General features: G+C 43.8%; 12 protein-coding genes. All 12 read left to right on the top strand.

Translation table 11 applies throughout. The features are described from left to right. Positions 1-51 precede the first annotated feature (51 nt). Positions 52-1,401, top strand: a complete 1,350-nt coding sequence (locus ACSR9A_RS04915; protein ID WP_473755991.1) for a hypothetical protein — start codon at positions 52-54, stop codon at positions 1,399-1,401. A gap of 61 nt (positions 1,402-1,462) precedes the next feature. Beyond that, the gene (locus ACSR9A_RS04910; protein ID WP_473755990.1) at positions 1,463-3,085 is read left to right on the top strand and encodes an S-layer homology domain-containing protein; all 1,623 of its coding nucleotides are present in this window, start codon (positions 1,463-1,465) and stop codon (positions 3,083-3,085) included. Positions 3,086-3,360: 275 nt separating this feature from the next. Beyond that, positions 3,361-6,618: a hypothetical protein gene (locus tag ACSR9A_RS04905; protein WP_473755989.1), complete on the top strand. Its 3,258-nt coding sequence runs from the start codon at positions 3,361-3,363 to the stop codon at positions 6,616-6,618. Positions 6,619-6,739: 121 nt separating this feature from the next. Continuing rightward, positions 6,740-8,548 carry a sensor histidine kinase gene (locus tag ACSR9A_RS04900; RefSeq protein ID WP_473755988.1) on the top strand — a complete coding sequence of 603 codons (1,809 nt, stop codon included), beginning with the start codon at positions 6,740-6,742 and terminating at the stop codon, positions 8,546-8,548. Further along, positions 8,545-9,708 (top strand): response regulator, encoded by a 1,164-nt coding sequence (locus ACSR9A_RS04895; RefSeq protein WP_473755987.1) that lies wholly within the window; start codon positions 8,545-8,547, stop codon positions 9,706-9,708. The genes ACSR9A_RS04900 and ACSR9A_RS04895 overlap by 4 nt, the downstream gene beginning before the upstream one ends. 108 nt (positions 9,709-9,816) lie before the next feature. Then, positions 9,817-10,716, top strand: coding sequence for an orotidine-5'-phosphate decarboxylase (gene pyrF, locus ACSR9A_RS04890; protein ID WP_473755985.1), 900 nt, complete (start codon positions 9,817-9,819; stop codon positions 10,714-10,716). Positions 10,717-10,953: 237 nt separating this feature from the next. After that, positions 10,954-11,607, top strand: a complete 654-nt coding sequence (locus tag ACSR9A_RS04885; RefSeq protein WP_473755983.1) for a GTP cyclohydrolase II — start codon at positions 10,954-10,956, stop codon at positions 11,605-11,607. A gap of 10 nt (positions 11,608-11,617) precedes the next feature. Continuing rightward, positions 11,618-12,307: an SDR family NAD(P)-dependent oxidoreductase gene (locus ACSR9A_RS04880; RefSeq protein ID WP_473755982.1), complete on the top strand. Its 690-nt coding sequence runs from the start codon at positions 11,618-11,620 to the stop codon at positions 12,305-12,307. Beyond that, the gene (gene tmk / locus ACSR9A_RS04875) at positions 12,304-12,927 is read left to right on the top strand and encodes a dTMP kinase (RefSeq protein WP_473755981.1); all 624 of its coding nucleotides are present in this window, start codon (positions 12,304-12,306) and stop codon (positions 12,925-12,927) included. Before ACSR9A_RS04880 ends, tmk begins: the two co-directional genes overlap by 4 nt. Next, positions 12,914-13,537, top strand: a complete 624-nt coding sequence (locus ACSR9A_RS04870; protein WP_473755979.1) for a hypothetical protein — start codon at positions 12,914-12,916, stop codon at positions 13,535-13,537. Before tmk ends, ACSR9A_RS04870 begins: the two co-directional genes overlap by 14 nt. A 10-nt stretch (positions 13,538-13,547) precedes the next feature. Continuing rightward, positions 13,548-15,131, top strand: coding sequence for a nucleotidyltransferase family protein (locus tag ACSR9A_RS04865; RefSeq protein ID WP_473755978.1), 1,584 nt, complete (start codon positions 13,548-13,550; stop codon positions 15,129-15,131). Positions 15,132-15,158: 27 nt separating this feature from the next. Continuing rightward, entirely contained in the window at positions 15,159-16,166 is a 1,008-nt protein-coding gene (locus ACSR9A_RS04860) for an ABC transporter ATP-binding protein (RefSeq protein ID WP_473755977.1), read from the top strand.

Below are 16,166 nucleotides of genomic sequence, written 5' to 3'. Positions count from 1 at the left end.
AAAACACAGGGGAGTGAAAGATTCATGTTAAAAGGTTGGTTTAAAGTAAAAGTGCAAGGGAAATCTAGCTTCACCGTATTGTTTATGATGTTGGCGCTGGTCGTAGCGCTGTCTGTTGTGCCGAACGCGGCTTTGGCTGCTCCAAATTCGGTTCCGGTGGGCCAAGTTCTTAGTACAGCTGCCTTGGAGACAAACAACGGAATTGTTACACAGGGTAAAGTGAAAGTGACGGGCGTTAGTAATAGTACGGTCGTGTGGTCGACCTATGGAAAGGCGAGTGCAGAGGCAACACCTGAAGTAGGAACATCGTTTAGCACGCTTGTCGATGTTTATACTTATAAGCTGAGTGACAATTTGTTTGTACCGGCTGCTGCTGGCGATACCATTTCCATGGTTGAAGTAAACGCTCTAAGCGGAGAAGTTGTAGGTTATAAGTCGCTAACGGTTGGAGCTAATCATATTGGTACGGTGACTCCAATGGTTGATCTGAACTATGTTTTCCCTGTAACAACAGTTGGTAATAATCAAATTGTGTATGGTCCCAGTATTTACAGTTCACCCTCTGGAGTAACGGTTAGCAATATCACAAGCTCAAATCCGGCTATAGCAACTATAAACAACCAAGGCTATTATTATTTTTATCTACAAGGTAGTAGTAAGGGCACTGCTACTGTAAGCTTCGATATTGCAGATAATCTGACAGGGGATAAGATAAGAATAACCATGCCTGTTTTGGTTGTGTCAAATCGCCAGCCATACCTAGGTAGTGATAATGAAGATTACTATTTTACTGGAAGGGCCTTAACAATAAGTGTTAATCCTCCAACCGCAGACTGGGTACCGGATTCCTTTGAGGTAAATGGCGTGACTGTGCCAAGTGAAAGCTATACTTACACACCGCCTGGGGTTTTTGGTCAAGATAACGGCCAAATGGTGCTGCAAGCAGGCGTGCTATCGGAGGGCAAAAATAAAATTGTTGTGAAATCTTATGATACGATGGATGGCAGATACGAGATTACTCTTCATCAATCCGAACATTCCTATTATATGAGCGAGCCTCTTATTGACAGAGCGAGCGGCGGACTAACCGCATCCGTCAAATTCGTAAGATACATCACTAACAATAGTTATAATGATCAAGCGACAGTCATTTTTCAGCTTATGAATGGCGATGTACCTGTGGACACCGTTTCGGTGACGACTGACAGGTTGAATAGCTATCAGACGAATCGCGCACATTTCAATTTAGCGGATGCGGCAACAAACCCGAACTACGCGGTACGCGTATTTCTCATTACAGGAGACAATGCTGATCCGAGCAACCTGGGCTATAATCTTGTAACAGAAGTGGATGCAACTGAGTTTGAGCAGCGTTACCAAGAATGGCGCAACTGGGATTAATAAGGGATAGGAAGAGCGAGCAGCCTTTATTTTAATTGAATAGAAAAGAGGTATGTCTGAAGTGAGAATACGTACATGGAGCTTAACTTTAATCATTGGTCTATGCCTATCGCTGTTTCCCAGCTCCTTATGGGCTGCTGTCTCGGTAAATCCGGTAGCAGGCAGCATCCATCCCGGCAGCCCAATTAACATTACAGGAACCTCAGACCTGTCCGAGGTTATTATTAAAGTGTACCGTCCGGACCGCAGCATTCTGTACTTCAATGTTGCTAAGGTTAACAACGGCACGTACAGCGATACCATTACTCTTGGTGCTAGTGAAGTGGTCGGAACCTATGAAATTAACGTTGGTCAAGCCGACCAAATTTCATCGACTAATGTGGTGGTAACAGAAAGCCAAACGACGGCTAGCCCTGTGGCAAACCCGGCAAGTGGAGCGGTTGCAGCGGGAACAGGCGTGACGCTGAGCAGCTCAACAGCAGGCGCGGCTATTTATTACACGACGAATGGCAGCAATCCAACGACAAGCAGTACGTTGTACAGCGGGCCCATTGTCGTTAGCAGCGCGCTGACGATTAAAGCGATTGCTGTTGCTGCGGGCAAAATAAATAGCGAAGTGATGAGCGCAAGCTACACGCTTGCCGAATCCCCGAACACGGGCGGCGGTGGCGCTGTTGGTGGCGGCGGCTCGACGGCTGTACCTGGCACAGACAAGATTATTTCTACTAACGGAAGTCTGACGCTTCCAGTAGGCAGAACGGGCGAGGTTAGCTTGAATAGTGAGGTAATCGTCTCGATTCCAGCTAATGCGTCAGCGAAGGAACTAAAAATTACGATTGAAAAGCTGCAAAATGTACAAGGCCTGCTGACGAACCAAGAGGTATTGGCTAGCTCGGTCTTTGAAATTCTGAAAAACTTCACGGAGAACTTCAGCAATCCGGTTACGTTGACGTTTACTTTCAACAAAGCCAGTCTGAAGAGCGGCCAGAAGGCTTCGGTATTCTATTTTGACGAAGTGAAGAAAACATGGGTAGAGGTTGGCGGAACAGTTAGCGGCAACCAGATTACGGTAGCGGTGAATCATTTCACGAAGTATGCAGTTATGGCTGTAGCTCAGCCTATCGTCGATCCTGTGAATCCAGCTCAGGAATTTAATGATATTGCTGGCCACTGGGCGGAAGCAAACATTAAGAAAGCGATAGGCGCAGGCATCGTCAGCGGCTATCCGGACGGCAGCTTTAAGCCGAATGCAACGGTAACGCGTGCAGAATTTGCAGTCATGCTGATGAATACGCTGAAACCGGAAGCGGAAGGCGCGCCGCTGACCTTCACGGATACAGCGAGCATTGGCGCATGGGCGCAAAAAGCAGTCGCGCAAGCGGTGCAGGCTGGCATTACGAAAGGCTATGCCGATGGCGGATTCCATCCGAATGCTCAAATTACGCGTGCGGAAATGGTAGCGATGCTGGCAAATGCAGCAGGTATTCCTGCTGATACGAATGCGGCAACTAGCTTTGCAGATGATCAAGACATTCCAGCATGGGCGAAAAGCGGTGTGGCTTATGCGAAGCAAGCTGGCATTGTACAGGGGAAAGGCGATAACCAATTCGCGCCTCAAGCCAATACAACAAGAGCGGAAGCAGTAACGGTTTTGCTGAATATTTTGGCGCTGAAAAGCAAATAACGTGATTGAAGCCATAACATGTTAACAAGCAAGCAAGCACACAAACAAATAAGGCAGTCCCTCATATAGGGGCTGCCTTTTCTATTGGAATGGCAATACCTAAAGGTCATTAATCAATGAAAATTTGGATAATAGGGTTCAAAATCCGTTCAGAGCGGTTTGTTAATATTAGTTTAGCTGGAAGCTTATAGGCTTTTAATGCTGGGAAAATGATTTGTTGATTGTATTAGCATAGCTTTCTGTAACTAAAAATTAAATTCAAGGAGGCGAAGGGATTGGCAACTGAAACGAATAACATCAGTGGAAACAGACCTGTTCAAGAGCATGTTGAACGTAATTGGACAGCAAACCAAATGCAGTATTCGAACGTCCAGCGCGTACAGAAAGGAGAGACGGTTTACTTAACAGCTGTTGATTTTACTTTAACATCGCAATATTTATATGATTCGTCTGTCCACTACTTCATTCATGCGGATACTATTCACTTAGCGGGCAAGCTTGAGGTGAAGGGAAGAAATATTATAATTAATGCTCGTATTATTTCATCGGATGGGGAAGTCATTATTGATACATCGGCCGATAAGAAGACACGGGTAGATGATTTTAAGCCAGGAGCAATTTTAGTTGAGAAATCTCAAGGTCTAGGTGAACATGGCAAAAGTGGCTCTAATGGACGAAACGGCGGGCAGGGCCCCTCTGCTGGCTCTATTTCATTAGCAGCAGAGAAGTTCAATTTGGGCGGCCAGCTAAAACTCATTGCAAACGGTGGCAACGGCGGTCGTGGACAGGATGGCGGAGGCGGGGGCGAAGGTGCAGAAGGCTCAGAGGGAGCGGATGCCAAGGCAGGTTTTTCTGCTGAAGATGCCATCGTAGGAGGTAATGGTGGCAATGGTGGTAATGGTGGAGATGCAGGCAAATCAGGTAATGGAGGCCATGGAGGAACTATTTTTGTAGGCTATGTTATTCCATCCAAAGAGCATTTCATTACAATGGAGAGCAATGGCGGATTGGCTGGCGAGATAGCAACTCCGGGAAAGGGAAACGTAGGGGGCAAGGGTGGTATAGGCGGCCGTAAATTGCGTTTGCCTCCTGCAATGGAGGAGAATAAGGATTTTTGGAATTCTTTGCCTCTACCAGCTTTTTCAAAATATATTCTAGGTAATGAACGCGAATCAAGCGGAAAGGAAGGAAAAGTAGGAAAGGATGGACAGCCTGCTGTTCCCGCTTTAAATGGACAACCAGGACTTTGCGGCATCAAAAATGATGGACAGCCTGCGGCTATTCAATACAAGCATTTCTATGGAGCTGTGGAGGCCGCGCAGCTGCTAGAGAGTAGTCCACATGTGGATCATCTTGAGCCTGAGCTGCAACCCATACGTTTAATGGATCAGCGTTTATTCGGTACATTGGAACAAAAAACACTTACCCTGCACACGGCTGGCATAGCGTATTTAGCGGGGAATGAAGATAAAATTGAAGAAGCGGCCACGCTGCTCGACTGGTTGCTAAAAACGCTTCCGGATGCCGCATGGTTTGATCAGCTTAAATATGTTTTGGAGCAAGAGGAATTGAAAACAGAGCATGATGAGGAGAGCAAGTCATTCATTCATTTTGGCAAACAAATGCAGTCCACCTCGCTCCAGTGGCTTGTATTGCGCAACAAGACCTCCATATTAGTGGCCCAGCTCAGTCAAGGTCTCGATTATTTTGGGCACCCATGGAACTGGGTTCCCCTTATGCCGCTTGACCGCTATTTGTTGCTGGGTAATAATCTCATCACTGCGGCTCAGCAGGCAGAGGATTTATACAAGGATTATTTGCGGTTCCAGTCCAGTCAAGACAGTCGGGTTGCTATTATAAAAAAAGCGCTGGATACCTCCATTAAAAAATATAAGGAGATAGAGAACCGCAGAGAGGAGCTCGTTAATGAGCGAGAGAAGCTCAAGCGGGATATAGATACAAAGCTGGCTGATGTAAAAAGCAAAGGCGAAGCTCTCCAGAAGACCGCGACCGATTTTGTTGAGGCTTTGCGCAGAGAACTGCGATTGGATTCGTTAAAGCTCACAGTGGAATTAATCATAACGGGAGTCGCGCTGGCGACGGGTGCTGCTCCTGTAGTAGTCGCTCTAAAGTCTGGCGGAGCAATTGCCTCTGCTATTAGCAATTTGGGGAATGAAGGCAAGGCTAATGTTATTAATGAAGGCGATAAGAGTGATAGGGCTAGGGCAATCAAGAAAGAGAAAAAGGAGCAAGAGAAGGAGCTTTCGAAAGCGCTTGGCAATGTTAAAAAGACGGCGGCTGCCGGGTATGCGTTATATAAGCAGGGCGGAGGCCTTGTAGATCTGTCCAATCAAATAGATGGCGCGAAGAAGGCGTTTGGATACAACTCAACCTTAATAGCAATGTCCCGTGAGGAATTTGAGGAAATGCTTGCGCCGGTATACAGCAAGGTTCCGAATGCTGCCGGACAGTATCGTAAGGATTTTAATGAATTTCTGAATGTAGTAGAGGATTATCAAAGCAAGGTGCTTGCGTACAATGGACTTTATTTGGAGGATCAGAGGCTTGCAACGGAGCTAATCAGAATTCATGCCGAAGACGAGCGCTTGCGCCAGAGGCTAGGGGACAATGACGACGAGAGCCTGCAGCTGTTCCATTCGTTTATTTATGACTTGTACAGTCAGGCTAAGCTTGCCTTAATTGATTTCCTCTATCAGGAGTATCAAGCTTACAGGTATATGGTGCTTAGCAATGTCCGCTTTCCTGAGATAAAGGGCAGTCATGTTGCGGAGCTAAGTATGGCCCATGCCGAGATTACTAGCCAATTAACAAAAGCGCTCAATGCCTCCGAAGGCCCAACGCAGCCCTTTACCGATATCAAATTCATTTTTAACGAGGATAACTTCCCTGAGCAATTTCAAGCTTTGCGCGAGGGAAAAGCGGCGGTCTTCTCCATCTCGCTTAATAACCAGATCATTCGGGAAAAAATAGCTGGAAAAGCGCATTTGGTAGTGAGCGATTGCTCAATTGAGCTGCCAGGAGCACGCCTATCCCAAGGCGATGTGCATGTCCAATACACACACTCCGGCTCGACTGCATTCTTGGATCGGTACGCTAAGCGTCATGATTTTATTCATAATAGCACCCTCGGTTTTTATGAATACGAGGTTTCCTTTCAAAAGGGGCGCGGCGCAGGCGGTATGGTGGAAAAATACAAACCTAAAGCTGGAGGCGTAGTCGGGGACGATAAAAACCGAATTTTGCCGGGGCTGCTATCGGTGTGGTCCATTAAGGTGCCTACGGTCGATTTGGCTAATATGCCGATGAATGATGGGGTCAATCTGGACAACGTCAAGAAAATCGAGATGACGCTGAAGGGTAAATCAGAAGCTTATTCAGATAAAGCGCCGAATAACCGTTTGCGCGCATTTGAGCTTCCAGCTAAGCCAATACAAACGGTCCCTGATCATGATCTCTTTGCAGTGGCCGACGTTCACGAGCAGGCTGACGAATGTATTGTGATTGAGCTATAAGGGGTAAGACACAAGCCAGCCCGTTCGCGGACTGGCTCTTTTTTTATATTCTTTTTCCGAGTCTTCTGATAAGATATGAAGTGCACCATAAATGAATAATCTGCTACGGGGGCATTCAGCCATGCACAACAACTTGTACTTATCCGCCATGCTCTTGGCAGCGACCTGCTGTTCCATCATTATCTGCTATCTTTGCTTCAAAAGAAGAGAGCTTCCCATTGCCATTAGCTATGGACTAGGGATGATGACGGGTACCTTGTACACCTTCGGCTATGCTTTTGAAATCGTCAGCGATTCTTTGGAGGATATCCGGTTTTGGCTGCATATTGAATACATCGGTATTCCTTTCGGTACCATTTTGTGGTTTATTATGGTCCTGCAATATACCGGCCGCCAAGCGCTGGTTACCAAAAAACTCGTCATTCTTCTTCTATTCATACCCTTCATTAATTTTCTAGCCCACCATACCAATGAATGGCATCACCTCTTTTATACAAGCATGACCCTAGATCTTTCGGAAGGTTTCCCGCTAGTTGTTTTGGAAAAAGGGCCTTTCTATAAGCTTCATGTCGTATACGCCTATTCATTTTTTGTCATTGGCATGATTCTTTTGATTCAAATGTTCTTTAAATCGGCTTCGCGGATGAAAAAACAAATCGCGCTCATGTTTATTGGATCGTGGGGGCCTTACGGCTTCACTCTCGTTTATTTAAGCGGTATTCTTAACATCCCGTATGATATTTCTCCATTTGGATTTCTAGTCTCCGGCCTATTCTATATGTGGGGTATTTACCAGTTTAATATGTTGAGGCTGGCTCCGCTGGCGCTGCAAAAGGTTTTCGCCTCCATGCAGGATGCCGTTATGGTCTTCGATCTGGATAACTCGCTAACCAGCTTTAATGAATCGGCAAAAAAAGTCATAACCGGCCTCCGCAATAGCTGGATTGGACAGCCGGCCACCTACATATTCGCACAGTACCCCATTCTACTTGAAAAAATAGCTCAAGGCCCCGCTGTTGATCCTAAAGTCCAGCTTGCCAGGGAGGGCGATGAACGGTTTTATAACCTCCATCTCTCCTTCATACACGATAACCGGCGCAGACCTGCCGGCAAAATGCTGTTATTAAGTGATGTGACCGAAAGCGTTCGCAACGAGGAGCGGCTGCAAGAAAATGCAAAACAGCTTCAGGAGCTCAATACGTTCAAGGATAAAATGTTCAGCGTAGTTGCCCATGATATTCGTGATCCGCTCGCCGTATCGCTGAATCTAGTGGAGCTGATGGAGGACGAGCTGCAGGAATACGGGAGCAAGCATGATGAAATCGTTCAGGAGATGGGACAGCAAATTCAGAAGACGTTTGCTCTCGTAGAGAGCCTGCTTGAATGGTTTCGCAGCCAGCGGGGCGGCATGGTGTTTAACCCGGTGGTGCGGGATCTTCACCAGACGGTACAGCTGAATGCGCGTCTCTTGCAAGTTCGCAGTGAAAGCAAAAGCATTCGTATTATATCGGAAATTCCGCAGGAGACGTTTATTTTCGCCGATAAGGAAATGCTTGATCTCATTATAAGAAATCTGCTGTCCAATGCGATTAAGTTTACGGATTACGGAGGCAGCATTCGTTTAAGAGCGGAGCTTGCAGAGGGCAAAATAGTCGTATCGGTTAGCGATACAGGCGCGGGAGTGCCAATGGAGCAGGTGGATTCGCTATTGCAGCAGGATGCTTACCCTGTGCCTTCGATAGGAACCGCGGGTGAGCGTGGCGTTGGATTAGGCCTTACTTTATGCCGGGAGTTCGTGCACTTGAACGGGGGCGAGATTTGGTTCGACACGGCGCCTCAGCAGGGTAGTACGTTTTATTTTTCATTGCCTCTACCTCCACTAGCACCAGCTTATCCCCATAAACAGTCGGAAAGGAGAGGGACAGGATGAAGGTCATCATTATCGATGACGAACTAGCCATGCACTTGATTATGAATAGAATGCTGGGCAAAATAGACGAAGTTGAAATCATGGGCAGCTTTCAGGATACAGCTGCGGCGTTCTCTTTTTTGCAAAATCAGGACATCGATATGATCTTTATGGACATTAACATGCCAAAGGAGAGCGGGCTGGAGTTTGCTCAGCGCTTGAGGGAGCAAGGCAGGCGGACGAAGCTGGTTTTTGTGACCTCGCATAAGGAATATGCACTGCCTGCGTTCGGCGTCTATGCTTACGACTATATGGTGAAGCCTGTCGTACTGGAGAGGCTGAGACAGACCATCCACAAAGCGATGTCCGAAGGTGCTTCAGCTGTGCTGCCCGAGGAACAGAAGGCCGCCCCGGCCAAAGTGCTGTTCAATTGTCTCGGTAGAATGGAAATCCGCAGCGCCAGGGATGAAATTATTAAATGGAAGACGAGTAAAAGTGCTGAGCTGTTCGGCTATTTATCGCTGCATAAAGGCCGCCTCGTTTCGCGGGCACGGCTAATTGAGGATATTTTTGGCGGTATGCCCCGAAAAAATGCCGAAAGCTACTTGAACACAACCGCCTACCAGCTGCGAAAGCTGCTTGAAGCGAATGGACTTAAGGGGAGCTTGCACTCCGATGGTGTTCACTATGGTCTGAATTTGAATGAGGCGCGCTTCGATATGTTCAGCTTTGAAGAAGGCTGTAAGCTAATAGGGCCGATTCATGATGGAAATATCGAGCAGGCGCTCGAGCTGGAGCAGCTTTATGTCGGGGATTTGTTCGGAGATCGCGCCTATCCTTGGGCATGGAGTGAGATTGAGCGTTTCTCACAATTGTATGTTGCCTTCTCCCAGCGGCTGTGCAGCGCCTTGCTTCTTAGAGGGGATACGGCTATAGCCATCCGATTGCTCACGAAACAGTCTGCTATAAATGAGCTGGATGAAGAGACAATAAAGCTGCTGATGCGTGCCCATTCTATACAGAAAAATAAAGAAGCATTAGTTCAGCAATATATTAAATTTGTGGATATGCTGCATCATGAGATGGGTGTCAGCCCGTCGCTTGAGGTTACTATACTTTATGAGCGGCTGCTGCGGGAACTGAATACTTACTGGAAGCAGCATGATGGAAAGGATATATAGAGAAAAATCTGAATTATTTGTATTGATTGGAAGACAGTGTATGCATTGTGTGATACAATAAATCACTAAGCTGACCCAATTTATTTTGCTTTATAAGAGGAGTATAAAATGAAAAATTTCGCTGATGTGCTCATTGAAGAAATCATACATAAAAACTCTGTATTAGTAGCAGGGTTAGATCCCGATTTGCAATACTTCCCGGATTATTTGTTGGATAGCGGTGAGGTGAGCGATCAAAAGGCTGGTGAGGCCATTTATCATTATAATCGAATTGTGATTGATGCAGTGGCCGAACATGTAGTAGCTGTAAAGCCACAGCTAGCTTATTATGAGGTTTATGGTAGCGAGGGAATTCGTGCATTAGAAAAAACGATTGCCTACGCCAAATCGAAAAATTTAATCGTCATCAATGATGCAAAACGTGGAGACATAGGCTCCACTTCGAGTGCATATGCAAAGGCATTCCTTGGAAATGGCTCCCTTGCAGGAGACATGGTTACCGTTAACCCCTTTCTGGGCAGCGATGGTTACCTCCCTTTCATAGAGGAAGCTGGAAGAAACGGAAAAGGTTTATTTTTACTAGTGAAAACCTCTAATCCCTCTTCGCATGAAGTACAAGATGTAAGGCTGGAAAGTGGAGAATTGCTCTATATTAAAATGGCTGATGATATAAACAAATTAGCGCAGCAAACACTGGGAGAAAATAATTACTCCTTTATTGGTGCGGTTGTTGGGGCAACTTACCCAATGGATGCTGTGAAGGTGCGGAAAGCATTGCCGAGTTCTATTTTTCTAGTTCCAGGTTTTGGTGCACAAGGCGGAACGGCTAATGATTTAAAGCCCTTTTTTGATGCAAAAGGTTTAGGCGCCTTGGTTTCCTCATCCAGAGGCATCATCTATAACGGTGCAAAGGAAGAGAAGAAAACAGACGTGATCCTCTATGAATTTATTGCGAAGGCTGCTAGAGAGTCTAAAGATAAAATCAACGAGGTACGGCTTAGCCATTAATTATTTAGATGCTTATTAAATTTTATGATGAATTAAAGTGCAAGGACTTTGTCTCGGAAGCGGAGATGAAGTCCTTTTTTTGTTCATCAAAATACACCATAGGAAAGCCTATTGAATTGACCACTAATAAGCATATGAAATATTAACCAATTGTAAAGGTATCTGTTTACATATTTTCCGATTTATAATATTAAGAGTCATTTGTTGGAATAATTAGCGAAGAAGGGGTGAAGAATCGTGGTCAGTCATATTGTAATCAATCATGTAGTCAAAGGGAAGATTCATACCATCTTTGGGACGATGGACTTGTATCGTTTTAGTATAACGGATCTTTTGCAAGCGCCTTCAGAATCCGTTGAACACCTAGCAGTAGTAAAACGCAATGGAGTAGATTGGGAAGGTCCAGTATTATGTCGTTTTAACTCGGCTTGTATAACAAGCGAAGTGTTTAATTGCACTCGATGTGATTGTAAATGGCAGCTGGACAAGGCTATGGAGTTAATAAGTGCTGAAGGACAAGGGATTATTACCTATCATGCCTCTCATGAAGGACGAGGCTTTGGTCTGGCCACGAAGCTTCTTTCTTACAATAAGATGGATGAAGGACTTGATACGGTCGAGTCGTATTCCGAATTGGGAACGGGGATGGAGGATGCTAGAAATTACAGAGCGTCTATCGCAATACTCAATCATTTTAACATAACTGAGGTTAGGCTTATAGGGAATAATAGAAAGAAATACGAGGCCACACGCAACGCAGGTATTCAAGTCGTTGATAGATTTGCTCTAGTTTATGACGGAACCGATCAGAAAGTTCTTAAATACTTGAATAATAAGTCGAAAGAGCCTGAGCAAGATTTATTAAGAGATAGAATGAAAATAAATGTATAAGGGTGATCTATTGGATAAAATTTTAATAACGGGTTCTGGAGGGGGCATAGCTTCAGAGCTAATCAGGCAGTTAAAAGAGCGGGACGTTCAAGTAGTTGGTATTGATTTGAAGACTAGCTGTACAGCGGTGGACATTCCTATACATTGCGATCTAAGTGATGAGCAGCAAATAAGGAAAGCATTCGATTTATATAAAGATGATTTGAAAAACATAACGGGTATTGTTCATTTGGCAGGAATATATCCTAACCTCAGTCTTTCGCAATACAATTTATCATTATGGCAGAAAGTTCACGCTGTGAATGTAACCTCTTTATTTATTATCGTGCAATTATTGCTAGAACAAGGCTGTGATCGTTTACGCAGCATTATTTGCACCTCAAGTACAGCTGCTAAAGTGGGAAGTCGCGACCCTGCGTATGCATCATCGAAAGCAGCTCTTCTGGGACTATCAAAAAGCCTTAGCCTTTCGCTTGCTCCGAAGGGAATAAGGGTTAATTCCATATTGCCTGGAATTATAGATACAGACATGTCAAAGGTACAAACCTCAGAGAGACGCGACTATCATCGAAAAAAAACCTTGTCAAACACAATCGGCAGACCTGAAGAGGTTGCTAATGTAATCGCTTTCTTACTTGGCGACTCCTCCTCCTATATATGGGGGGCTTCAATAGATATTAATGGAGGTATGACATTTTGAGTGGACTATTAATTGCAATGTGCGGGTTGGACGGAGCAGGGAAGACGACACAAATCGGTATGCTTACTAAATGGTTTGAACATAATAATTTGCAATTGTACAACACAAAGCAACCAACTGATCAATATAGAAATGATCCAAGAGTGCGGTCCTATCTTGATAATGGGCAGGTCCATGACATGCGGGTGATTGCGATGCTGTCTGCTGCTGATCGAATAACCCATATGCATGATTTGGAGCAGCGTTTGGACTCGGGCGTTAATATTCTATCAGACCGCTATATTTACAGTTCTTATGCCTATTTCAAAGTTCGGGGTATGGATATAAATGATATTAAAAACCTTTATGGTTCAATACGCAAGCCAGATTTAACTGTCTTTTTAGATATTAAGCCGGAAATCACCATTAAGCGAATACAGGCCCGAGATGGGCATCTAAAATATGAAGAAAAAGACCCTTCTATTTTTATTAATGTAAGGGAGGCTTTTCGAACGGTATTGCCTGAAGATGCTTTAATTATGGATGGGGAAAGAGCTCCGCAAGATATTCATTCTGAAATTGTATTAAATGTAAAAAAAATCATTAGCGCAAAGGGAGGTTATTCGTATGGAATTAAATAAATTTGTTGAAGTTGTAGATCGTGCATATACCTTAGAAAGTAAAGCGGAGTTAGAGCTAATGTGCGGCTTGCTAAAGGAACAGGTGAATTTACAGAAGGTTACAGAATGGCTTTCAGAATTGCGTCAAGAATCTGAAGATCAATTAGGCAATTTAGCGTCACTCATGGAAATTCATCCTTTGGGATTTGAAAAATATGTATTATGGAACAGCGAAGATTCCGGAATTCGTGGTCGCTTGCATTACTGGCCGCAAAATAAATGGCCTTTTGAAAGTATACATGATCATAGGTTTAATTTTGCAGTCATCCTATTATGCGGTGAATATACCCACGAAGAATATAAGGTCACGGAGCTTGAGATGGATAAAGTAGAAATTGAATTAACTCGCAGCTCTAAGGTAGTAGAGGGCGACACTTATTTTTTTGAAGCGGGCAGCTTTCATCGCGTCATTCCAAGTAATGAAATGACGCTCTCCTTAATCGTTAGAAGCAAGGCGATATTACCTTTTTCAAGGGTGATAAATCCAGACGATTTAAAAATGAGAAAAGCTTATGGTAATGTGAAAAAGTTTAAAGATAGACTTCTAACACTTGAAAACGCCCTAATATGATGGAGGATATATGAAATTAACTAGAGAGCAAGCAGCATTATTAGAAGTGTCAAAAAGTGTGATAAATAATCATCAACTAGCGGCTGATTGTTTTCAGGATATAGATTGGTCTATTTTAATAAATTTGTTACAGCAGCATAAAATATTTGCCTTAACCTATGAAAATATAGCTCCTATCCTACCTGATAGCTTAAAAGAGTCGTGTGAAACCATATACCAAAACCATGTGGAAATTATCGATGAGAGAATGAATGAGATTAAATTATTATTTGATAAAGCCAGAGAAATGGATGTAAATATTGTATTAAACAAAGGCATCGCTTTATCGATCCTCATCTATGACGATGCTTATAAGAGGGACTCTCGGGACATCGATTTACTCATTGATGAAAACGAGATGGATGAAATTAATGAGCTGTTAAATGTATGCGGCTTTCATAGTGCCATAGGAAATAAAAATACGTATCACATAGACAGGAAGGACCCAGACGATTTCTTTTATTTGGATAAGCCTATATTGAAAGCTCCGGAAAGTCATGAATTTTTCGAGTTTTGGAAACAGACCCAATCTGGAAGATACGTTGTACTTGAGACGGGAAGGCATCTGCATCAATCCATAAAAGAGATCACTTCCTTTCTGGAATCTACTCAATTTATTCCTATCCAGGGCAATGAAAATGTAAAAACCCTAGATCTCGAGCATAGCTGTATTGCCTTGCTTGAAAATGCATTCAATGATGCCGAGGGCTTCGATGAGCGTATTCCAGCCCTTAAAAACTATATTGATATTGTCATGTTCATGAAAAAATATGAGCAAGCAATGAATGGCGATAACTTAAATAGATGGTTGGCTAAGTATGAATTGAACAGAGAGTCTGCTCTGGTTATAAAGCAAATTAAAGAGATATTTGCCGGCACCGATCTTTCATTTCTTGATTGTATAAAAATAGACGAGGCCATCCATCATAATCAATTATTTTATGAATGGGATATCAGCATAACAGAGAGATTATTTCTTGATGCAGAGCAGCGTAAGAAAAAGATCGCTTTAATGAGTAAAAAAGCAGCTTTTAGCGATCATAATAAAAATTATTGCGGCCCCATAAAAACAAACGATCGCCAGTGGCGGCAGTTGTTAGTAAACGATAATAAATTTGATCTGCGCTATACCTTTGAATATGAGGAAAATCAACTTATACTCCGTTTGAACCTTTCCGAAGCAACATTAAATAGCCTTACTGAAAATCAGGAAATCATGATTTTTCTTATAAATCCCAATCTGGAATGCCCAGATTATTTCACCCATCAAGTCATTATTCGCAAAGAAAATAATAGGCTTCAACCCGTTGAAAGATCTAAATTTGACCATGCGGGAGAAGAAGATGTCCTACAAGGCTGTTCTGATTTTCAAAATGATAATGGGAGCTTGCTCATTTATTTGCCTTATGAAAACTATGGAAGTGGCCATTATATTGGATATATGATAGGGGTCATAGATAATTTGCTAGGCAGAATCCCGCATTGGCAAACGGCACCGCCGTACCAGAAGGATTTTTGGATCAATATGCCCGTTTTAGAGGTTGTGAATCATTAAGTGGAAAAATGGGGGCGTAATTGTGGTATGGATATTATTTCTGTAAATGATATCACCAAAACTTATCGTCAGTATAGAAGATTCCCGGGGCTCCTTGGTTCCGTTAGGAGCTTATTTACGCGTGAGTATATAGAAGAAACAGCAGTTCGTCATCTTAGTTTTTCCATTAAAGAAGGCGAAGCAGTAGGTTATTTGGGTCCTAATGGTGCAGGGAAATCAACAATGATTAAGATGATGACCGGAATTTTGGTGCCTACTGCAGGAGAGCTGCGAGTACTTGGCAGCGTGCCTCATCAAGCGCGTAAGGATAACTCCCGGCAAATTGGAGTGGTCTTCGGACAGCGAAGCCAACTATGGTGGGACCTTCCGGTCAAGGACTCCTTTGATCTGCATAAGTACATTTATAAGATACCTCCGATAACGTTTGAAAAGAATTTGGAATTTTGCGTTGAATTGCTAGCCATTAAGGATTTTATTCAAAAACCAGTGAGACAATTAAGTCTAGGGCAGCGGATGCGCGTCGAAATTGCAATGGCGCTCTTACATGAACCTAAAATTCTGTTTCTTGACGAGCCTACAATTGGCCTTGATGTGATCGCCAAGGACCAAATTCGGCAGTTTTTGCGTACTGTAAATCGTGATAAAAGAGTAACCATCGTTTTAACGACACATGATATGAAAGATATAGAGGAAATATGTCCGAGAATGATTGTGGTGAATAAAGGGAGCGTCGTTTACGACGGGTCCGTTGTAGAGCTCCGCAATAGACTAGGGAATGAACGCCAAGTTGTCATTGATTTTCGGGAAGAACCAGGCTTAATAGATATGCCAGGCATAACACTGCTTCAAGAGGAAGGGTTAAGACGAACCTATTCTTTTGCAAAAAGTGATGCAAGCGTATTTGAGCTTGTGAGTCGAATTGCGGCTAAGTATCCCGTTGAGGACGCTTCAATTGAAAGTGCGGATATCGATTCTGTTATCCGTCGGCTCTATCAACAACTGGCTGAAGCGGATTTAAAACGCCAAATTGGTTAA

The organism is Paenibacillus sp. R-74696 (assembly GCF_055814915.1).
This window is presented reverse-complemented; position numbering and strand designations above follow the sequence as displayed.